Origin of the sequence: Haloechinothrix aidingensis (assembly GCF_013450155.1) — a bacterium.
GTDB lineage: Bacteria > Actinomycetota > Actinomycetes > Mycobacteriales > Pseudonocardiaceae > Haloechinothrix > Haloechinothrix aidingensis.
In genome coordinates this window covers 150,546-171,759 of sequence record NZ_JACCKD010000007.1, presented here as the reverse complement: position 1 = coordinate 171,759, position 21,214 = coordinate 150,546, and the positions used below count along the sequence as shown (strand labels likewise).

17 protein-coding genes are annotated in these 21,214 nt (G+C 69.3%); 10 read left to right on the top strand and 7 right to left on the bottom strand.

The window, feature by feature from the left end:
• Positions 1-111 precede the first annotated feature (111 nt).
• Entirely contained in the window at positions 112-438 is a 327-nt protein-coding gene (locus H0B56_RS18400; RefSeq protein ID WP_180894453.1) for a sterol carrier family protein, read from the top strand.
• Between the two features lie 16 nt (positions 439-454).
• Here H0B56_RS18400 and H0B56_RS18395 read toward each other — a convergent pair whose 3' ends face one another.
• On the bottom strand, positions 455-1,291 hold the full coding sequence (locus H0B56_RS18395) for an SAM-dependent methyltransferase (protein ID WP_180894338.1): 837 nt from the start codon (positions 1,289-1,291) through the stop codon (positions 455-457).
• 279 nt (positions 1,292-1,570) lie between these two features.
• Here H0B56_RS18395 and H0B56_RS18390 point away from each other — a divergent pair, with 279 nt between their 5' ends.
• The 7 genes from H0B56_RS18390 (at position 1,571) to H0B56_RS18360 (ending at position 8,982) form a co-directional block, all read left to right on the top strand.
• Complete coding sequence (locus H0B56_RS18390) at positions 1,571-2,392, top strand: helix-turn-helix domain-containing protein (RefSeq protein ID WP_246361309.1); 822 nt, start codon at positions 1,571-1,573, stop codon at positions 2,390-2,392.
• A gap of 405 nt (positions 2,393-2,797) precedes the next feature.
• Positions 2,798-3,034, top strand: a complete 237-nt coding sequence (locus H0B56_RS18385; RefSeq protein WP_180894336.1) for a DUF397 domain-containing protein — start codon at positions 2,798-2,800, stop codon at positions 3,032-3,034.
• Positions 3,018-3,464: a hypothetical protein gene (locus H0B56_RS18380; protein WP_180894335.1), complete on the top strand. Its 447-nt coding sequence runs from the start codon at positions 3,018-3,020 to the stop codon at positions 3,462-3,464. Before H0B56_RS18385 ends, H0B56_RS18380 begins: the two co-directional genes overlap by 17 nt.
• A gap of 71 nt (positions 3,465-3,535) precedes the next feature.
• Positions 3,536-5,095, top strand: a complete 1,560-nt coding sequence (gene purF / locus H0B56_RS18375; RefSeq protein WP_219632922.1) for an amidophosphoribosyltransferase — start codon at positions 3,536-3,538, stop codon at positions 5,093-5,095.
• Positions 5,096-5,121: 26 nt separating this feature from the next.
• The gene (purM, locus tag H0B56_RS18370) at positions 5,122-6,195 is read left to right on the top strand and encodes a phosphoribosylformylglycinamidine cyclo-ligase (RefSeq protein ID WP_180894333.1); all 1,074 of its coding nucleotides are present in this window, start codon (positions 5,122-5,124) and stop codon (positions 6,193-6,195) included.
• Between the two features lie 157 nt (positions 6,196-6,352).
• A complete protein-coding gene (locus H0B56_RS18365) occupies positions 6,353-7,213 on the top strand; it encodes a M24 family metallopeptidase (RefSeq protein WP_180894332.1) in 861 nt (286 codons plus the stop codon).
• Complete coding sequence (locus tag H0B56_RS18360; RefSeq protein WP_180894331.1) at positions 7,210-8,982, top strand: SDR family oxidoreductase; 1,773 nt, start codon at positions 7,210-7,212, stop codon at positions 8,980-8,982. The genes H0B56_RS18365 and H0B56_RS18360 overlap by 4 nt, the downstream gene beginning before the upstream one ends.
• A gap of 96 nt (positions 8,983-9,078) precedes the next feature.
• On the opposite strand, the gene H0B56_RS18355 is transcribed toward H0B56_RS18360, so the two are convergent.
• Entirely contained in the window at positions 9,079-10,440 is a 1,362-nt protein-coding gene (locus tag H0B56_RS18355; RefSeq protein WP_180894330.1) for a TrpB-like pyridoxal phosphate-dependent enzyme, read from the bottom strand.
• A gap of 159 nt (positions 10,441-10,599) precedes the next feature.
• Between H0B56_RS18355 and H0B56_RS18350 the strand changes: the two genes are divergently transcribed.
• Together H0B56_RS18350 and H0B56_RS18345 are read left to right on the top strand one after the other, a co-directional pair.
• Complete coding sequence (locus H0B56_RS18350) at positions 10,600-11,910, top strand: alginate O-acetyltransferase AlgX-related protein (RefSeq protein ID WP_180894329.1); 1,311 nt, start codon at positions 10,600-10,602, stop codon at positions 11,908-11,910.
• 340 nt (positions 11,911-12,250) lie between these two features.
• Complete coding sequence (locus tag H0B56_RS18345) at positions 12,251-13,027, top strand: hypothetical protein (RefSeq protein ID WP_180894328.1); 777 nt, start codon at positions 12,251-12,253, stop codon at positions 13,025-13,027.
• 80 nt (positions 13,028-13,107) lie between these two features.
• On the opposite strand, the gene H0B56_RS18340 is transcribed toward H0B56_RS18345, so the two are convergent.
• The 5 genes from H0B56_RS18340 to H0B56_RS18320 are packed head-to-tail and all read right to left on the bottom strand — an operon-like array spanning position 13,108 to position 20,984.
• Complete coding sequence (locus tag H0B56_RS18340; RefSeq protein ID WP_180894327.1) at positions 13,108-14,217, bottom strand: acyltransferase family protein; 1,110 nt, start codon at positions 14,215-14,217, stop codon at positions 13,108-13,110.
• Entirely contained in the window at positions 14,214-15,278 is a 1,065-nt protein-coding gene (locus H0B56_RS18335) for a hypothetical protein (protein ID WP_180894326.1), read from the bottom strand. The genes H0B56_RS18340 and H0B56_RS18335 overlap by 4 nt, the downstream gene beginning before the upstream one ends.
• Positions 15,268-15,915 (bottom strand): hypothetical protein, encoded by a 648-nt coding sequence (locus tag H0B56_RS18330; protein WP_180894325.1) that lies wholly within the window; start codon positions 15,913-15,915, stop codon positions 15,268-15,270. Before H0B56_RS18330 ends, H0B56_RS18335 begins: the two co-directional genes overlap by 11 nt.
• 13 nt (positions 15,916-15,928) lie before the next feature.
• Complete coding sequence (locus H0B56_RS18325; RefSeq protein ID WP_180894324.1) at positions 15,929-19,735, bottom strand: FkbM family methyltransferase; 3,807 nt, start codon at positions 19,733-19,735, stop codon at positions 15,929-15,931.
• Positions 19,728-20,984 (bottom strand): hypothetical protein, encoded by a 1,257-nt coding sequence (locus H0B56_RS18320; protein WP_180894323.1) that lies wholly within the window; start codon positions 20,982-20,984, stop codon positions 19,728-19,730. Before H0B56_RS18320 ends, H0B56_RS18325 begins: the two co-directional genes overlap by 8 nt.
• Positions 20,985-21,214: the final 230 nt, after the last annotated feature.

Sequence of the window (21,214 nt, the reverse complement as noted above, 5' to 3'; positions counted from 1 at the left end):
TGCGGGCGAGTGCCTGTGCGGTCATCACTGCACCGGCATCACTAGGCTGGGGGCGTGACGTCCACGAAGGGTGCCCCGGACCCCCGCGCGGTGCGCGATGCGCTCGCCGGGATGTCCGGCTGGCTCGATGGCACAGCGGACCGGCCGGCACGGGCAGAGCTCGGCGAGGCCGTCCGGCTGAGCCTGCGCTCGCTGGAACACCGCGCCCCCGGACGTAGCGTCGAGGTCCGGGTTCCCCCGTTCGCGGCGGTCCAGTGCCTCGACGGGCCACGGCACACCAGGGGAACCCCGCCCAATGTGGTCGAGACCGACCCGCGGACGTGGCTGGAGCTGGCCGCGGGCCGGCTGGTGTGGGACGAGGCCGTACGCGATGGCCGGGTCAGTGTTTCCGGCAACCGCGCCGACCTGTCCACCCTGCTGCCCGTTGAGCCTGCCTGAGCGAGCGTCCGGCGCATCAGGGCTTGCGCGCGACCCCGCCCGCGATGCAGTGCGAAACCTGGCTCGGCTCCCCGAGCATCGGCCCGTCCGGCCACCACTCGAAGCACTTGGCGACTCCGGGTTCGACCATTTCCAGGCCGTTGAACAGCTCCTCGATCTGGCGCTTGGTGCGGAACGTTCCGGAGCCCATCGGGCTGTGCCGGAAGACCTCCTCCATCTTGCGGGCCACCTCGCTGTGCTCGTTCTCCGGGTCGAGGAAGTGGCTGATCGCCACGTACGAACCGGACGGCAGCGCGTCGATGTACTCCCGCATGATCTCGGCAGGGCGGTGCTCCGGTCCCTCGAAGTGGTGCAACGTGCCGAGCTGGAGGAAGGCGAGCGGCTCGGTGAAGTCGATGTGCTTGCGGACGACCTCGTCCTCGAGGACGGACTGCGGGTCGAAGATGTCCGCGGGAGAGAAGTGTGTCTGCTCGTTCTCCTCGAGAAGGGCACGACCGTGCGCGAGCACCACCGGGTCGTTGTCGATGTAGACCACACGCGCGTCCGGGTTGGTGCGCTGCACGGCCTGGTGGATGTTCTCGGCCGTCGGCAGGCCGGAGCCGCAGTCGAGGAACTGGTTGATGCCGGTCTGGCGCGCCAGGAAGCGGCAGACGCGAATCAGGAACGCCCGGTTGTCCACCGCGAGCTCCTGGGCTTCCGGGGCCTTGGCCTGTACGCCGTGGAAGACCTCACGGTCGATCTGGTAGTTGTCCTTGCCCCCCAGGAAGGCGTCGTAGACGCGCGCGATACTGGCTCGCGTCGGATCAACCCCTACCGGAACGCGCTCGTCGGACTGGGATGACGTGCTAGTCATCGAACACCTCGCTAGGCTTCGTCGTATCGCAGATCACACATAGGGTAGTGGTAAGCCTACGTGCAATGTGCACCCGTACGGGAGGCTTGTCGCACGGAACGACCAACGGTCTGTGATTGGTCCATTGCTCTGCGCGTAGTACACTCCGTGGGGTTATTAGCCTGACCTGCGACGACACGAGGGTGCTATATGACTTCTTCGGCGCGCGGTGCTTCTCCTGGGGGTTCCTCCGGCGGTTCGTCCGGGTCCGAGTCCGGTGGCGCTCCGACGGCCCGGCGCATGATTCTCGGTGCGTGGCTGCGCAAGCTACGCGAGGAGATGGGTATCACCCGTGCGGCCGCAGGCGAACAGATCCGCGGTTCCGAGTCCAAGATGAGCCGCCTCGAGCTGGGCCGTGTCGGCTTCAAGAAGCGAGATGTCCTCGACCTGCTCACCGTCTACGGGGTGCATGACCCGGACGAGCGCAAGATGTACGAGGACATGGTCGACCAGTGCAACCAGCCCGGGTGGTGGCAGGGCTACACCGAGGTCATCCCGTCGTGGTTCAGCGCATACGTCGGGCTGGAGGAAGTGGCCTCGCGTATCCAGAGTTTCGAGCTGCAGTTCGTGCCCGGCCTGCTGCAGACGGAGGACTACGCGCGGGCTGTCGTCGCCAACGCGCGTAGCGGTATGACCGAAGCGGAGATCGACGAGCGCGTCGCGCTGCGCGTGCGCCGCCAGAAACTGCTGGCGCGTCCGGACGCTCCCCGGTTCTGGTGCGTGATCGACGAGTCCGTGCTGCACCGGCCGATCGGCGGCCGTAAGGTACTGCGGGGTCAGCTCGACGCGTTGCTCGAGCTGACCACGATGCCGCACATCACGCTGCAGGTGTTGCCGTACGACCGCAGCGGGCAGGCCGTGGAGGGCGCGTTCTCGTTGCTGCGGTTCGCCGAGCCCGAGCTGCCGGACGTTGCCTACGTCGAGTACCTCACCGGGGCGCACTACATCGAGCGGCTCGACGAGCTCGAGGTCTACTCTCGAGCGCTGGACCGCCTCGCCGTCGACGCCGAGACCCCGGAGCAGAGTCGCCAGATGCTGTCGAAGGTCCGCGTGCAGACCTAGTGCCCCGGGTACCCGGGTGCCCGGTGTATCGGGTGCCCGATGGATCCGGTTGGTTCGCGTGGGGTCCGTGCGGTACGGCTGCCGGCTCGTTCACCGGTCGGGCTGCCCACCACGGTGGGGTGCGGGTGTTGCCATCGGTCCCGTCGATGTTGCCGCCCGGGGTCGTGTCGGACGGCGTCGTGTCGGCGCTGATTCGCGCGGCCCGGTTACCGTACGCGCCCGGTTACTCCGGTGGGGAGAAGTACAACCTCGATCGTTGTCACCCGTCTCAGTGATTGAGGATCAGCTGCCGATTCGGCGGCTGCATGTGCATTCACATTTGCATGATCGGCTGCTACGGTCCGGCTGCAATGGAACATGCACATGCAGATGCATCCTTACTATTCGGGGAAAGTGGGGTCGTCGATGACGGCGGTTGTCAACGGCATGTCAGCTCGGGAACTGGTGGGAGTCGAGTGGCGCAAGAGCGCACGGAGCGGCGCGCAGGGTAACTGCGTGGAGTTCGCCCGGCTCGGCTCGGGCGACTTCGCGGTACGAAACTCGCGTCATCCGGAGGGACCCGCGCTGGTCTACACCCGGGAGGAGATGGTCGCGTTCCTCGCGAGTGCCAAGGATGGTGAGTTCGATGACGTTCTCGGCTGAGACCACGGCCCCGCCCGCCGAGGCGCGGGGGATGGAAGAGCGCCTGCATGAGCTGATCTCGCGGGGGTACCAGTTCGTGCACCCGACGGACGCCGAAGGCGCCGTCGTGGCCGTGGTCGGGGTGCGCGTGCACGACGACGTCGTGGACGTGGTCAAGCTGCACGCCGAGAACGATGTGCATGCCGTCCGGATGCCGGGTGACGAAGCAGACATCATGGCGCCCGACACAGTGCTGTGGCAGTCCACCGGCACGGTGCACGAGGTGCTCGACAAGCTGATCGCGCTGCCGGACGAGTACCCCTCCGGCGCCCTGGCGAGCAGCGGAGCGTCCGCGGTCAACGGTTGCTGGGTCCCGGTCGGGACGGGCACCTCGACGTGGCTGCGCAGCTCCGGCGGCGACTCCGGCGGTCGTTCCGGCCCGTCCCGCTAGCCCCGTTACCGGGGCAGGCGCACGCGTCGCGGCCTTCTCCCGCGGGGCGGCGGATGCGAACGGCTACACTGATGGTGCACGTCCGTCGTTCTCGCGGGAGCCCTGAGGTGTCACAACCCGACCCTGACGATTTGACCGTTGACCACGGACCTCGTGAGGAGTGCGGGGTATTCGGCGCGTGGGCGCCCGGCGAGGAGGTCGCCAAGCTCACCTACTACGGCCTGTACGCCCTGCAGCACCGCGGCCAGGAAGCGGCGGGCATCTCCGTCTCGGACGGCTCGCAGATCGTGGTGTACAAGGATCTCGGCCTGGTCAGCCAGGTTTTCGACGAGCAGGTGCTGTGCTCGCTGAACGGTCACGTCGCGGTCGGCCACTGCCGGTACTCCACGACCGGGGGCGGCAACTGGCAGAACGCGCAACCGACGTTCTGCACCACCGATGCCGGAAGCGGCATCACACTCGCGCACAACGGCAACCTGGTGAACACCGCGGAGCTCGCCGACCATGCGCGCGACCTGGGGTTGTTCAGGAAGGACGCCGCCACGACCGACTCCGGGGTGCTCAGCGCGTTGCTGGCGCACGCGGCAACGGACAAGGGGGTCGAGGGGGCGGCCCAGGAGCTGTTCCCGACCGTGCGCGGTGCGTTCAGCCTGGTGTTCTCGGACGAGAACACGCTCTATGCGGCGCGCGACCCGCACGGTGTGCGGCCGCTCGTGCTCGGCAGGTTGGAGCGCGGCTGGGTGGTGGCAAGCGAGACCGCCGGGCTGGACATCGTCGGCGCCTCGTTCGTGCGCGAGGTCGAGCCCGGCGAGCTGCTGGCCATCGACGCCAGCGGCCTGCGCTCCTCGCGGTTCGCCAGCCCCGAGCCGAAGGGGTGCGTCTTCGAGTACGTCTATCTCGCGCGTCCGGATACGACCATCTCGGGGCGCAGCGTGCACGCTACCCGGGTGGACATCGGGCGCAGGCTGGCCGAGGAACATCCCGCCGACGGGGATGTGGTGATCCCCGTCCCGGAGTCCGGTACGCCGGCCGCGATCGGTTACGCGCAGGCCTCCGGCATCCCGTACGGCTCGGGCCTGGTGAAGAACGCCTATGTCGGCCGCACGTTCATCGAGCCGTCCCAGACGATCCGGCAGCTCGGTATCCGGCTCAAGCTGAACCCGTTGCGCGAGGTCATCCGGGGCAAGCGGCTGATCGTGGTGGACGACTCGATCGTGCGCGGCAACACGCAGCGCGCCCTGGTGCGGATGCTGCGGGAAGCGGGCGCGGTTGAGGTGCACGTGCGGATCGCGTCCCCGCCGGTGCGCTGGCCGTGCTTCTACGGCATCGATTTCGCCTCGCGCGCGGAGCTCATCGGCAACGGTCTGGACAACGAGGGGATCCGCCGTTCGATCGGGGCCGACTCGCTCGGTTACGTTTCTCTCGAGGAGCTCATCGCCGCATCGGAGCAGCCCCGTTCCCGGCTGTGCGCGGCGTGCTTCGACGGTGAGTACCCCATCGAGATCCCCGAGGACGAGCTCATCGGCAAGCACGTGCTGGAAGGGCTCGACCCCGAGGTGGCCGACCAGGGGTCGTCGCCGGCCGCCACGCAGCAGGGCTATGGTGCGCACGACGCTGTGCAGCGTCCCTAGCGTGTCGTTGAACGGAACGGAGCATCGTGACCACCCCGCCGAACAAGGCAACGTATGCAGCAGCAGGCGTCGACATCCAGGCCGGTGACGACGCCGTTGAACTGATCAAGACACATGCGGCCCGTGCCACGCGACCGGAGGTGCACGGCGGGGTCGGCGGTTTCGCCGGCCTGTTCTCGCTCAAGCTCGACCGGTGGACCGAGCCTGTGCTGGCCTCCTCCACGGACGGGGTGGGTACCAAGATCATGGTCGCGAAGGCGATGGACAAGCACGACACGATCGGCATCGATCTCGTCGCCATGGTCGCCGACGACCTCGTCGTCACGGGTGCCGAACCGCTGTTCCTGCAGGACTACATCGCGGTCGGCAAGGTGGTACCCGGAAGGGTGGCCGACATCGTCGCCGGTATCTCCGAGGGATGCGTGCAGGCGGGATGCGCGTTGCTCGGCGGGGAGACGGCCGAGCATCCCGGGATGATGGCCGAGGACGACTACGACATCTCGGCCACCGGCGTCGGTGTGGTGGAGGCCGCGGACGTCCTCGGGCCGGATCGGGTGCGTCCCGGCGACGTCGCCATCGGGCTCGGCTCGTCCGGCCTGCACTCGAACGGGTACTCGCTGGCACGCAAGGTGCTGCTGGAGGACGCCCGCATGCCGCTGGACGGCCATGTCGAGGAGCTCGGCCGCACGCTGGGCGAGGAGCTGCTCGAGCCGACCAAGGTGTACGCGCGGGAGTGCCTTTCGCTGATCGCGGAGACGAACGTGCGCACGTTCGCGCACGTCACCGGTGGTGGCCTGGCAGCCAACCTGGCACGGGTCATGCCGAAAGGCCTGGTCGCCATCCTGGAGAGGGACAGCTGGACCCCGCAGCCGGTCTTCGGGATGATCGCGCAGCGTGGCCGCATCGATCCCGAGGAGATGGAACGCACCTTCAACATGGGGGTGGGGATGGTCGCGGTGATCGCCGCGGAGGATGTCGACCGCGCCCTCGCCGTGCTCACCGCACGGCACATCCCGGCCTGGGTGCTCGGCGACATCCGCCCCACCGAGAACTCCGACAGCGAACGCGCGGTTCTGCGCGGCGACCACCCCCGCTTCTGACCCCGTCAGGTGGGAGCCGAATGTCACGTTCGGCTCCTTCTATGGAGCGGAGGCCACCTTCGGCTCGCACATCGGTGGCGGACTTCTCGACATCACACGTGTTCCGGGGCTAACCTACTATCAGTATGTTACTGGTGGTTAGCCCGATGAGCCCCTGATGAGCGGAGCGCCGATGCCGAGCACGCAACTGGACTTCTCGGAGCGTGACCTCGAGCGGTTTCGCGAGGTGCAGCAGCTCGCGTACCGGTGTGCTGAAGAGACCGCCGCCTGGCTGGAGCCCGGTGTCACCGAGCGGCAGGCCGCAGCGGAACTGCGCCGCAGACTGATCGCAGGCGGCGTCGAGGACTTCTTCCACGTCCCGTTCGCGTGGTTCGGCGACCGCACCGCGTTTCGCGGCTTCCGGGTGCCGTTCCAGTTCTTCCCCAGCAACAGGGTGCTGCGCGAGGGCATGCCGTTCGTGCTCGACTGCGCGCCCATCATCGACGGCTACACCGCCGACATCGGCTACGGGGGCAGGGTCGGCGAGAACCGGATCTGGGACCGGCTCTGCGCCGACCTGCGTGAGTACCGCGAGCTCATCCTGCGGCTGGTGCGGGAGGGTCACGCGCTCGACGAGATCTACAAGCAGGTCGATGCCCTGATCGCGCGGCACGGTTTCGACAACCGTCACCAGGTCTACCCGGGCCGGGTGATCGGTCATCAGGTCACCCGGCAGCACGCCATCGGCCCGAAGGGTGTCACCCTGTTCGGTTTCGGTATCCGGACGCTGCAGACACTCGGACGCGAGCTGATCTCCGAGCGGCTGCACGGCCGGTCGCCGTTGTGGGCGGACAAGCACGCCTCGGCACACGCACCCACGCCGGGGTTGTGGGCGGTCGAGCCGCACATCGGTTTCCGCGATGTCGGGATCAAGTACGAGGAGCTGCTCGTGGTCACGGGAGACCCCGCCAACCCGGCCTACTGGCTCGACGACGATCTGCCGCACGTGCGGCGCTGGCAGGCGATGGAGGCCGCATGAGTAGAGGGGACCCCGGCCGTGTGGAGGCGGACCGGATCGTCGAGTCGGCCGGTGTCCGGCTCGCGGTATACGAGCACGGTGATCCGGGCAACGAGACGGTACTGCTGGTGCACGGCTACCCGGACACGCACTCGGTGTGGGACGGGGTGGCGGCGCTGCTGGCGGAGTCGTTCCACGTCGTCACCTACGACGTGCGCGGCGCGGGGCAGTCCTCGGCGCCGCGAGCGGTTCGCGACTACCGGCTGGACCTGCTGGCCGCCGACCTGTTCGCGGTGGCCGACGCGGTGAGCCCGGACGAACCGGTACATGTCGTCGCGCACGACTGGGGATCGATCCAGTCCTGGGAGGCGGTCACCGATCCCGGTGCCGAACGGCGCATCGCCTCGTTCACCTCGATCTCCGGACCGTGCCTCGACCACGTGGGCCACCAGGTGCGGCAGCGGCTGTCCCGCCCGACCCCGGGGAACCTGCGCAAGCTGGCGGGTCAGCTACTCCACTCCTGGTACATCCTGATCTTCCAGCTACCGCTACTGGCACCGGCCGTGTGGCGGCTGTGGCTGGCGCGCCGCTGGGCACGCGTGCTGGAGAAGGTGGAGGGGGTTCCGCCGACGGCCGGGCATCCGGCACCGACGCTGCGCTCGGACGCGGTCCGGGGCATCGCGCTGTACCGGGCGAACATGCTGGGACGGGTCGGTCGCGGTGCACGGGAGCGCGCGACCGGGCTTCCCGTGCAGCTCATCCAGCCGTCCGGGGACCACTACGTCACCGAGGCGCTCACCGAAGGCGTCGAACGCTGGGCGCCCCGGCTGTGGCGGCGCACGGTGCAGGCCGGGCACTGGGTCCCGCTGACGCATCCCGCGGCGATCGCGCGGATGGCCACGGAGTTCATCAGGCACATCGGCGGCGAGCCCGCGTCCAGGACCTTACGGCGCTCCCAGGTCGGTGTACGCCGGGCGCGGTTCGCCGACCACCTCGTCGTGGTGACCGGTGCGGGTAGCGGCATCGGCAGGGAAACCGCACTGTCCTTCGCCGAGGCCGGCGCCGAGGTCGTCGCCTCCGATATCGACGAGGGGGCCGCGCGGCGCACGGCCGAGCTGGTCGGGGTGCTCGGCTCCCGCGGTTACGGCTACGGCCTCGACGTGACGGACGAGAGCGCGGTGCGGGACTTCGCGGCGGAAGTGACAGCGCGGCACGGGGTGCCCGACATCGTGGTGAACAACGCCGGTATCGGGCACGGCGGCCCGTTCCTGGAGACCACCACGAAGGACTGGCACCGCGTACTCGATGTGAACCTGTGGGGCGTGATCCACGGCTGCCGGGCGTTCGGCGAACGGATGGTCGAGCGTGGCGAGGGCGGCTACATCGTCAACGTCGCATCGATGGCCGCCTACCTGCCGACGAGGGATTTGCCCGCCTACGCGACCAGCAAGGCCGCCGTGTACATGCTTTCCGACTGCCTGCGCGGCGAGCTGGACGGGCACGCGATCGGGGTGTCCACCATCTGCCCCGGCGTCGTCAGCACCAACATCACCCGTACAGCTACGTTCGCCGGAGCCGGCGAGGCGGAGCAGGGGCGCAAGCGCGACCGTGCCACCGGCCTGTACGCGCGGCGGAACTTCACACCGCGGCGGGTCGCCACCGAGATCGTGCGCGCTGTGGAGCGTGGCAAGCCGGTCGTGCCGGTGACCCCGGAGGCGAAGGTGACATACCTGCTGTCGCGGGTCTCGCCCGCGACACTGCGCGCCGCTGCCAAGCTCGAGGTCGCGTAGCCGGACGGCATAACCGGAAACCACGAAGCGGCGGACGCCGCCACCGTGGACCCCGCACGGGAGAGGGCCGCGCGGGGCCCACGCGAGCGGATCCCGTCAGCCGCCGGCAGGGAGCCCGGCCAGCGACTGTTCGAGGTCGGACTCGGACAGCTCGTTGTCGGTCATCGCGCCGGACAGGTAGGCACCGTAGGCAGGTAGGTCCAGGTGCGCGTGCCCGCACAGCGCGGTGAGAATGGCCTTGGACTCGCCGGTCTCCTTGCAGCGCAGGGCCTCCTGGATGGAGGCGGCCAGCGCATGGGTGGGTTCCGGAGCGGGGATGACCCCCTCGGTCCGGGCGAACTGCACCCCCGCCGCGAAGCATTCCCGCTGCCCGATCGCTTGCGCGCCGATCAACCCGAGCTCGTAGATGTGCGAGAGCAGCGGGGCCATGCCGTGGTAGCGCAGGCCCCCGGCGTGGATCGGGTCCGGGATGAACTCGTGACCAAGGGTGTGCATCTTGAGCAGCGGCGTGAGTCCCGCTGTGTCGCCGAAGTCGTAGGCGTAGGTCCCCCTGGTCAATGTCGGGCAGGCCGCGGGCTCGACGGCGCGGATGTCGACTCCGGACCGCCCGGCCAGCTTCTCGCGCAGGAACGGGAACGCCAGCCCGCCGAAGTTCGAGCCGCCTCCGGTGCAGCCGATGAGCACATCCGGGGTGTCCTCGGCGAGCTCGAACTGCCGCAGCGCCTCCTCCCCGATCACCGTCTGGTGCATCAGTACGTGGTTGAGCACGCTGCCGAGCGCGTACCGGGCGCCCTGGTCGGCGGCTGCCATCTCCACCGCCTCGCTGATCGCGATCCCGAGACTGCCCGTGGAGTCGGGATGTTCGGCGAGTACGGCGCGCCCCGCCCCGGTCAGCTCGGAGGGGCTGGGGTGCAGAGTCGCGCCGTAGGTCTCCATCATCAGCTTGCGGTAGGGCTTCTGGTCGTAGGACGCCCGTACCTGCCACACCTCGCAGTCCAGCCCGTAGGTGGCGCAGGCGAAGGCGAGCGCGCTGCCCCACTGCCCGGCGCCGGTCTCGGTGGTGAGCCGCGTGATGCCCTCTGCGGCGTTGTAGTACGCCTGCGGGACAGCCGTGTTGGGTTTGTGCGACCCGACGGGGCTGACCCCCTCGTACTTGTAGTAGATCCGGGCAGGCGTGCCGAGCGCCTTCTCCAGCCTGCGGGCACGGAACAGCGGGGAGGGGCGCCACAGCCGGTACACGTCGAGCACCGCACCCGGGATGTCGACGTAGCTCTGGTCGCTGACCTCCTGGGCGATGAGCTCCTGCGGGAACAGTGGCGCCAGGTCGTCCGGGCCGGCAGGCTCACCGGTCCCCGGGTGCAACGGGGGCGGCGGAGGCTCCGGCAGATCCGGGGCGATGTTGTACCACTGGGTCGGCATGTCGGTCTCGTCCAGCAGGTACTTCGTGCGACCAGGCATCGGACCTCCTCCAAATTCCGCGATCGGGTGCGAACACGGTAGCGCGTGGGGCCGTGCTGCCCAGCGAACCGTGCGGGTGCGGCTCGCGAGGGGTGCCGGCAGGGCGTTGTGTGCCGACCCCCGCCCGCACTGCGCGGCCCCGCGCTACGCTGGACACCGATGAACAGGGGGGCGCAGCGGACGCTGCCACCGGTGCACGAGTCCTGGCTGCCGCGCCAGCACGTGCTGTACCGGCCACGGCACGCGACCAGGCAGTGGCTGGCCCTTGTCTGTGCCGCCGTGTTCTTCGCCGCCCCGGTCGTGACCTACGGGCTCGGCGCCCGTGCCGCCGAGATCGAGAACCGGGAGCTGACCCCGTTCCCGAGCCCGTCGGCCGGCTGGGGATTCTTCACCGGTATGGCGCCGTGGGCGGTCGACCACCTGCCGTTCCGGGACGGGGCCATCACGGTGGCCGATACGGTCAGCAGGGGGCTGTTCGGAGAGCCACCCCCGCTCGGCGACGGATCCGAGGGCGTGCCGCTGCCCGGCGACCAGCGGCCGGACGAGGACGCGGCCGGTGAGGACGCGGCCGGGAACGAGACCGGTGGTCATGCCGCGCCCCGGGTGGTGGAAGGCACGGACGGTTGGCTCTACCTGGGACTCGAGATCGACAGCAGGTGCGATGAGCAGCACGATTTCGACGAGATGCGTGCGCGGTTGCGCCGGCTCCGCGACGGGGTCGAGGCCAGCGGCCGTGACTTCGCGCTCGTCGTCGCCCCGGACAAGCTCACCGTCGTGCCCGACCACCTGCCGGATTCCTACGCGGAGCGGGACTGTGTCACCGACGTGAACCAGGAGTTCTGGCGCCGGATCGAGGCCGAGGACTACCTTCTCGACCTGCGCGCGGAACTCGAACGGTGGGGAGAGGTTCTCGGCGTACCGGTTTACCCGCGTCTGGACTCGCACTGGGGCGACGAAGGGGGTGTGGCGATGGCGCGGGCGTTGGCCGAGGCCGTCGAACCGGGCATCAGCAGGCAATGGGAGATCGGGGTCGACGGTGGCTGGAGCGGACCGGCCGACCTGCCTCCGATGATCGGTCGCAGTGGCGAGGTGGAAGGTCGCAGCTATCGTCTCGAACCGGACGGCGAGGGTGACCGTACCCGCGAGGTCGGCGAGGATTTCCGCACGCCGCTCGACATCGGTTCCACGGCCGTGCCGGGAATGGTCGACCGGCCCGCGATGCTGCTCGGCGACTCCTTCACCATCCGTGCCCTGCCCTATCTGGCGGCCTCGTTCGCGGACCTGACCGTGCTCCATCACGACAACCTGCGCGAGGACGGCGGGCAGGCCGTCGCCGACATGCTGGTGGACAAGGAGATCGTCGCCGTGCAGATCGCCGAACGCACACTGGTCCCGGACGATCACGCGATCGTCGATCCCGACATCATCGATACCGTCACGAAGACGCTCGCAGACAACCCGATCGAATGAGTTGCGCTGTACCGGCCGCCTCCTCATCCGGATTCGGCGTTACGATCCCGTGCGCTGCGGAAGTCTCGTGAGAACCAGTCGCGGCAGCGGCTCTGCGGCATGTCATCTCCGCTCCCGGTTGTTGCGGTTCGTAACCCATTCTGTCGGGATCGTCGCCTGATGGGGTGGGAAAATACGTGTATACATCCGTTCTGTTAGTGTGCGCTCGTGCTTGCGAACCCTGGGGTGTAATACACGCTTTCACGGCTATCTGGGGGTATCGCGAGGGCACTTCATCGAAGTGCGAAACGGGGACGTTCGTCTTCGAGGATCAGCGATGACCACGAGAGGATCAGCATCAATGAGGAAACGAACGATCGCGGGTGGCAGCGCGTTGGGCGCTTCGGTCGCCGTGGCGGCGCTCGTCGTCGGCGCTGCGACGGGGTCAGCTGCCGTGGACAGGGGGACCTCGCTGGCTTTCGGCGTGCACGCGGCGCTTTCCGGCATCGATGAGCCGAGTCCGTTCGCCATCTCCACTGATGGCGGCAAGGACTCGGCGGGTGCTGAGGAGATCCCGCTGGGCGACAGCGGCGAGGTTCACGTCGAAGGCGTCATGGCAGGCGAGAACGAGGCCGCTTCCGAGGTGAGCTATGCCGAGTACGACTTCGGTGAGTCCGGCTCCATCTCGGTGACGAACCTCAAGGTCGAGTGCGCCGGTCCGGACAGCACAGCGACGGCAGACAGCTTGACGATCAATGGTGCGGACGTCGAGCTTCCTGCTCCGGGTGAGCTGAAGTACTTCACCGATCTGGAGCCGGAGTACGGGGTCGTCTTCCACGAGCAGGGCCAGGTCGCCGAGGGCGTCGACGCCGCCAACGGGCTGGCCGTCTACGACTCCGAGATGAACTACGTGTTCGCCATCGGCGGTGTCGCGTGCGGTGGGCCGGCCGAGCAGGACGATTCGGACGACGAGGACGAGTCCGACGAGCCCGATGAGCCGGAGGATGTGGTCGACCCGGAGAAGCCGCTGGACCCGAGTAAGCCGGATCCCGAGGACTCCGGGAAGCCGGAGAACACCGAGCGGACGACGGCTACCCAGCCGGTCCCGACCGAGACGAAGCTGCCCGTGACGGGCTGACGACTCGGCACCTTCAGAACTCGGGCCCGGCCGATGGACCTCGCGGCCGGGCCCGAGGTGTGTCGCCGGCCGCAGCCGGACTAGCCGGTCGGTCCGGGGCCGGAACCGGCGTCCGCCGGAACGGGCGCGCGCGGCTTCTCCCGTGCACGCACCCACCGGTCGATGGGCATCTCGAACCACCTGTGCGCCGCTTCGACGACCGCGACGAGCACGACCAACGCGACGGCGAGCGCGGCTTCGGCGCCGATCACGGGAACCAGCTGGTCGAGTACCGGGTACAGGCACAACGGGTGGAGTAAGTAGGTCGTGTAGGTACGCCGTGCCCAGGCCTTGATCACGGGTGAGGTGCTCAGCCGGTCGTGGACGCCGAGCACGAGCACGACGAGAATGATCATCAGCGCGACCAGCCTCGGGTGCGCGTCGCCGGTGTGCAGGTGTTCGCCGATGCGGTCGGCCCAGACGAAGAGCATGAAGTGCACCGTGCCGAGCGCGGTTCCCGCCACCGGACGCACCTTTCCCTGGTGAACGAGCCCGATCAGCGCCCCGATGCAGAGTACCGGCAGGTACGCGGCGATCAGCCCGAGCCGGTGGATCGCGACGTCTCCCGAACCGGTCCCCAGGGACAACCCTGCCGTCGTGATGGCCGCTGCGATCGCGAACGGCATCCATGGATGCGTACGCAGCAGCGGGGCGGTGACTCCGATGTAGAGATAGAAGACCACCTGGATCAGCAGTGTCCATGCCAGGCCGAGCAGAACGACCTCGGGTGTGGTGAAGAATCCGAACAGGGTGGCGGCGAGGATCAGGTCGGCGAGGTTCACGCTGTCCTGCCCACTCTCCGGGACGTACAGGCCGAGGTTGATCAAGCACCATGCGGCGAACGTCGTCGCGAACAGCAGCGGCAGGATCCGGCTCGCCCTGCGGCGGAGGAACAGCGGACCGGACTCCCTGCCCGCGACATGCGTGATGACGAGCCCGCTGATCAGGAAGAACGCGGCGACACCGACGAACGACAGCCGAGGGTTGAGGTTCAGCGGTGCGGTAACGTACCGGTCCACTCCTGTCGACAACCACCAGTCGTGGCCGCGGGTAGCGAACCAGTTCGCGGTGTGCGTGTAGACCACCATGAGGGACGCGAGGACGCGCAGCAGGTCCAGACCGTACATCCGGCCTCGATCGGCACCGTTCATGTTCGCACCGCCGTCATCAACCGGAACAGTCCTTCGGCCGCCGCCACGGTTCCCGCGACCGCCAGCGGAAGTGCCACCGCGAAGGCGACATCGTCGAAGGCGAACAGGATCGGGTACCCGACCACACCGATCAGCAGGAAGAGAGGGTATGTACGGTCCGCGGCCCAGCCGACGATCGTGGAACGTCCCGGCCCGGCTCCCCTCGCCAGGGACAGCAGCAGGATCAGGACCGCGTACACCGTGGTCAGCGCGTACAGCCAGCCGGCGAGCTCCGGGTAGATGCGTTCGCCCGCGATGACGACGGCGAGGCAGCCGAGGCCGGCCGGGGCGGCGGCCCATCCCGGTACGCCGCGTTCGCGGACGGTCCAGATCAGCTCGCCGAGCAGTGGGAACGACAGGTAGACGGACAGCTGCCCCAGCTCGGCGACCCAGCCCCCTGCCGTCCCGCCGGCGACGACCGCGGTGACGGCCACCGCGAGCTGGACCGCGGTGGCCGCCAGCGGAACCCGGGTCAACAACGCCGCCGTGGCCAGAACCAGCAGGCAGAACAGGGTCCCGACCACGATGACCCAGCCGAGCCCGAACAGCGTCTGCTCGCCGAGCAGGCCGTCGACCAGTGCCAGGTTGCTCAGGTACGCGCTGATCGACAGCTGCCCCGGCGCACCGTCCGTGAACGGCCGCGCACCGGCCAGGAGCAACAGCCAGCTCAACGTCGCGGCGAACGCGAAGGGAAGGTAGCCGCGCACGAGCAGCGTGGCACACGCGCGTCGTGTGCCGAGCCGCGAAACCGCGTCGGCGGCCGTGTAGCCCAGCGACAGCAGTAGTAGCGCGACGCCGAGCATGCCGAAGTCCTCGCCGATGCCGAGCGGGAAGTTCAGCCATTCACGAGCCAGCACGACCGGCCGGGGCGTCACCTGGTACCGGGACGGCCAGAGCGCGACGAGATAGCTGTAACCGACCAGCACGATCCCGAGCGCCAGCGTCAGCCGGACTCCCGGCACCGTGACGGGTGAACCGGAAACGGCCGTGCCGGACCGGCGTGCTGCTACGTCACCGGTCATGGGGCGGCAGCACCTCCATCTGGGCCGTCAGCACCTCGACGAACTTCTCCCGGGTGGCCGCGCTGTCATCACCGCGGAAGCCCACCCGCACGAGCGCGTTCCCGCTGGCGTAGTGCGCGCGACCGCCCGGCCGGGCTTCCGCCGACTCCGGCAGTACGCCTGCCATCACCTCGGCCCCGGCGTCGACGGGTACGTCGAAACCGTAGCCGCGTTGCAGCTCCCCGAGCGCGTGCGCGCCCGCGCCCGCTCGTGCCGCGTCGGGCATCCTCGCGAGCAGAACGGTCGCCTTGCCCTGGTCGAAGTTCGCCACGACCAGCCTCACTCGCTCGGCGCCCGCGCGCGCGTACTCGCGCTCTTCCTCGTCGGTGAGCATGCCGACCCCGTGCAGGTCCTCGACCGTTCGTACGCGTTCGAGGTTCTCCTGGGCGCCGCCGATCTCGGCCACCGCGAGCGGGTCGGACGGGTAGCGTCCCGCCTCCCCGGAGGACTGCGTGCCGGCGCTGCCCGCGAGCGGTAGATGCCGCCCGGATACGCACCACGAACCCAGCCCGAGCACGACGATCGCGACGAGCACGAGAACGTACGCCAGCACCGTCCGCATCGTGCCGAGCCTGTCCCCCGATACCTGCACCGTCACCCCATCGCCGGTATCAGCTCGGTCTCAACCACAGGGTGTGGAATCCGGTGGTCGCCGTCCGCGCGGTCCGGACCAGCTCCTCGTCGCTCGAGTCGACCGCGACCGGCCCGGCTTCGCTGACCACGAGCGGCGTGTACCCGAGGTCGCGGTACCCGGTGAGTACAGTGGACGGGTCGTCGCCGAGCTCGATGATCGCTTCGGGACTGAACTCGCACACGATGTCCGGGCGGTCCCGGCGCACGATGCCGGACAGCCCGGCGATCGCGCGGTGGTCCCGGCCTTGCAGGTCGAGCTTGACCAGGCTGACCGGCGCGCCGTGCACATCCTGCCTGCCGTCGAGCCGCGCGGCGGGTACGTGCGGCCGCTCCCGGCCGCCGGGCTCCTGGTCGGGTGGGTGAACCCGGTGGTCACCGCTGTTGGCTTCCGCCCCACGTACCAGCTCGACCTCCCCGTCGGCGTCCCATGCGGCGAGGTGCAGCGCCTGTACCCGTGCGGCTGTCGCATCGGGGAGGTTGACCGCGATGTTGCGCCTCAGCAACGCGAAGTTGTCCCGGTCCGCCTCGACGGCGATGACGCCGACCGCGTCGGAGCAACTCTGCAGGAGCTTGAGCGTGTGATACCCGACATGCGCGCCGATGTCCAGGAAGGCGCCGGGACGTTCCTGGATGAGCCGAGCCATCAGCTCGGCTTCGCGGACTTCCCAACTGCGGTGGTGCGTGATCCATTCCCACATCACCTCGTCACGGGGTAGCAGCAGTGCACCGGCGTCGCACACCACGACGTCGGCGCCGTCCGGTACGGGCGCGTGTACCGATCTGACGGCATCGTGTACGGCGGTGACGTCCTGCTCGACCCGCGCGAGCGTGCGTTCTTCCTGGTCCGAGCGGGTGTCGCGCTCCTGGAACATCCGGTGGGTGAGCCGCTCGTGGTCTTCCAGCCGGGCAGCGAGGCCGGTGATCGCCGGGCTCTCCGGAAGCCGGTCCAGTGTGGAGCGCAGCTCCGCGAGGTCCGACCGGAGGTCGGCGAGCGCGCGTTCGGTGTGCGGGCGCCATTCGTCCACGGCACGATGGAGCTCGCCCAGCTCGGCACGGGTGCGCGCGGAGTCCTGCAGCTCCGGCCGCATCGCCCGGGCGACCTCGTCACGGACGAGGGCCGTGAGGTCGCCGGTCCGGGTCTGGTCGGCCTCGATGACTTCGATCCTGGCCAGCAGCTCCGAGGCGGTGTTCTCGACGCCGTCGACGAGTGCGGACATCACGGTTCGCTGGTGCACATCGTAGTGGTCGATCGCGCGGATGACGGCCTTGCGCATGGCCGGTGCCAGCGGAGTGCGGGACGGGGCCGATGTGTCCGGACGCCAGTGCAGCGCTGCCTTGCCAGCACGGAGCGGGTGGAGCGGGTCGGTCGGCGCGGTGGGTGCCGTGCTGCGCTTCCGCTCGCGCCACGTCCGGTACGCGCGTTCGAGCTCGGTGCGCAGCCACTCCGCGGCGGCGGCCGGCGGGCGGGAACGCAGGATGTGCTCGCGGGCGACCTGCCCCTTCTCCCGTGCCGCGGCGGGGTCGTCCGCGACCGCGCGCATCGCCGCCGCCGCGGTGTCGAGATCGGGTTCGGCCCAGAGGGCATCGGCATGGTAGGGAAAGTTCCCCTCCCCGACACGCACCAGGCGGTACGGGACCAACCATCCCGAGCTCTCGTCGACGAACTCGGACGTTCCCGAGTAGTCGGTCGAGATCACCGGCAGGCCGTGTGCCATCGACTCGGCGAGCGTGAGCCCGAACCCTTCACTGCGGTGCAGCGAGACATAGCAGTCGCTGTCGCGGTACAGCTCGTCCATCTCGGCCCTGCTGAGGTAGCGCTCGATCAGGTCGATCCGGTGATCCTCGGCGGTCAGGACGCGAAGCCGTTCGGCGCTGTGCGGGTTGATGTCCCCGTTGATCGCCTTGATGACCAGGCGCACGTCATCGCGGTCCCGGAAGGCGCGGCCGAACGCCGAGACGACGCCCCAGGGGTTCTTCCGCTCTCCGACGCTGTTGAAGTCGAACGTGAACAGGAACGTGGTCGGCTCGCCAGGATCCCGTTCCTTCCTGGCCGGTGTGCCAGGGTCGCGCACCGGGACGGGAATCGTCCTGACCGGCACGGGTGAGTGCGCCGCGATCGCGTCCGCGCAGAACCGGCTGATCGTCCAGACCTCGTCGACCCGTTCGAAGGCGGAGTGTTGCCAGGCAGGGAAATCCTCGAGCTCCCATGCCCAGAGGCCGATGGTGTAGCGGTCGTGCTCGAGCTCGGGGTAGTTGCTCAGCAGCACCGGAGTCTGGTCCGCGTTCACCGCGAGCAGGCTGACCGGGAAGCGTGGGTGGTCGACCGTGCCGGTGTGCGTCGCCCGCGTCCGGTTCGACAGGGCGCGCTCCTCGACGACGGAGACGGACTCGACCCCCGCCGCGCTGATGGCGTCGTGCACGATCCGGCCCATCTCGCCGAGGCCGAGCTCCGCCGTGAGGTATCCGGCGATGTTCACCCCGAACGTGTCCTCGGGCGCGGCGAGATTCCGCGGTTCACCCGGCGTGGCCCACTCGGGCAGCGCGTTCTCGGCGACCCCGGACGTGGCGCACCAGGAACGGAACGCCTCCGCGTCCTGCCCGTTCGGATGCGGGAAGGCCAGCTGAAGATCGGTTCTGGACCGCCAGACGGACAGCGCGAGCCGGTGTGTGCCCGCGGCGGCTTGCGCGTTGTCCTCCGGTGAGGTCAGCCAGTGACGTAGCGCGGAGCCGGAGTCGTTGTCGAAGGCGTGCGGTGGGGGCTTCTCACCGGTGCGGTCCGCCGCGATCCAGCCCGTGCGGAAGAGCCTGCGCACTTCCGGGGTGATCGGGCTACCATCGGCGAACTCCGCGAAGCCGTACGGGACGTCTTCGCCGCTCGCCGCGTACCCGGCCCGGCGCAGCGCCCGAGCGTAGCCGTCGCACAGTTCCCGCACCACCGGGTGTTCGGAGAGCAGGACCCGTGGCCTGCGCGCGCAGTGAGCGGACAGTTGCCACGGACGATCCGGCCGGTACCCGCTGAAGTGGAAGAACCGCAGCGGGCTTCCACCCGCTGTGATGCCCTCCTCCCGGGAACGCGTCAGCGGGCGTTCGTGCAGGTTCCAGTACGCGACGTTGTATCCGGGGTCGCGGAGCACGGTGTGTGTGAACAGGGCGGGTACCTGGTCCACCCAGCGCTGGTCGGTGAACAGCTGGCGCTCGGGAGCGACGATGGCGTCGTGCCGCAGCCGCTCGGCCCAGAAGTCGAGGAAGTCCTCCGAGCCGTGTCCGGTCGCGATGAAGCCGAGGTTGAACACGCCCGTACCCATGATGACGGTCTCGTCCGGTTCCTTACCGTCCCTGGGCAGCGGGTTGACGAAGTGCGGCGTGAGCACCAGCCGGTGCCCGGCGGCGAGCCGGGCGACCTCCGGCATCGGCGCGTACACCTCGATGTCCGGGTCGAGGTAGATCACCACATCGGCCGCGCGGCACGTGGCGCGCAGCTCGCGAAGGAAGAACGGCTTCACTGCCGTGGCGAGCTCGGTCACCGAGTAGGCCGTGGCCATCCTCAGGTAGTCCTGCTCGCCGATGCCGAGGTGTTCGGGCCCGACTACCCGGTAGCCGTCCGCGCTGCGCTCACCCGCGGCCGGGTCGTGGGGCGCGAACCGGTCGATGACGGCGATGACGAACTCGTGTCCGGGGTGGTGCGCGAGGTAGGAGCGCGCGAGAACCCGTGCCGCGGGAAGGTAGTTCCGGGCCACAACGGTGCATGCCGTGACCCCGGGTGAGTGGTCCAGCGGTTCAGGCATCGGCGGGCATGGCTTCCAGGGCCGCGTCCAGCGTGTCCTCGTAGTCGTCGCGTGCGGTGGACGCGCCTTCCGTGGTCACGACCTCCAGCCGCACGATGACGTCCTCGCTGGCATAGTGGGCACGGATCTGGTTCTTGTCGTCATCGCCGTACTCGGTGGTCAGGATGCCTTCCGGCTGGTCGTCCACCTCCTCGGCGCCGTTGCCGACCTGGATCTCGCGCAGGGCCTCGGCCGCTTCGGCCGCGTCCTCCTCGCCGGCGGACTCCACGAGCAGCACGATCGCCGTACTGTCGCTCGGGAGGTGCTGGACGTTGAACCTGACGTCGCGCGCGCCCGCTTCCTCGTAGATCTCGAGCTCGTCGTCGAGCAGGTAGTTCAGCTCGGGGAGGTCGCCGAAGCCTTCGATATGGGAGTGATCCTCCGCGGAACCCGCCAGCTCGGGCAGGGCGAGCTTCTCCGGTTCCTCGGGTGGCTCCTCTGCGGGCGGTTCCGGGTCGGCGGTTCCGGCCGGACCCTCCTCGTCGCCGCCGTTACCGAGGAGGAAGAACGCGCCGATCCCGATGCCGGCGAGTACGAGCAGTGCCAGGGCGCCTGCGAGGACCGTGCCTGCGTGGCTCTTACCGTTGCCCTTGCCCGACCCCTGGAACAGCTCGGGCCCTTGCCTGACCCAGTCGGCGTCCGAGGAGGGTGCTACGGGTGGGAACTCCGAGCCACCCCATGGCGGGCTGGAGTCGTCGTCCGGAGCGTTCCACGGCGGTTGCTGTGGTGCGTACGGCTGCTGCTGGGCGTGCGGCTGGGCGAAGCCGCCGGGCGGTGAGGGCGGTTGCTGCAGCTGCCCCTGCGAGACGAACTGGGTGCGCTCGGCGCTGCTGTCCGGGGGCGGTACCGCTCGGGTCGCCTCCTGCGAGGCTTCCTTGTCCGGCTGCGGCGTCTGCCCCTGCTGCTGGGGTGTGCCGTGCGGGGATGACGCAGGGGCCTGGAACACCTGGGTCGCGTCGGACGGCGCGTCGGGGCCTGCCTGAGCCTGGTCGGTGCCGGACGGGTTCACCCCGGCCTGCTGCCCCGCGCTCGCGTGGTCGTCCTCCGGGGGCTGCGCCGCGGTCTGGGACTGCGCGGTCTGCTGCTCCCCGGTGCCGCGTGTGACCGCGGAATACAGGACCTGCTCGCGCCGCTTGGTGTAGTCGTCAGCCGAGAGTTTGCCCGACGAGTAGTCCTCGTCGAGTTTGCGCAGCTCCTCCTGCCAGGTCACGCCCTGGCACCCCCCTTCGGGATACGTAGTCCGCGGCGATGCTCCGCGCCGGTGCCGCGGCGCGAGCTGTCGCCATTGCTCATGGCGCGGCTCGGCAGGGGGTCATGCGGTCGGCCCCCACGCACGGCGTCATGAGCGGGCCCAGCACATTGTGCACCGTACGCTCCCCGGTCGTGTCGCGGAGTACCAGCTGGTAGCACGTCGGGTATCTACCCTCCTGCGCGGACTAG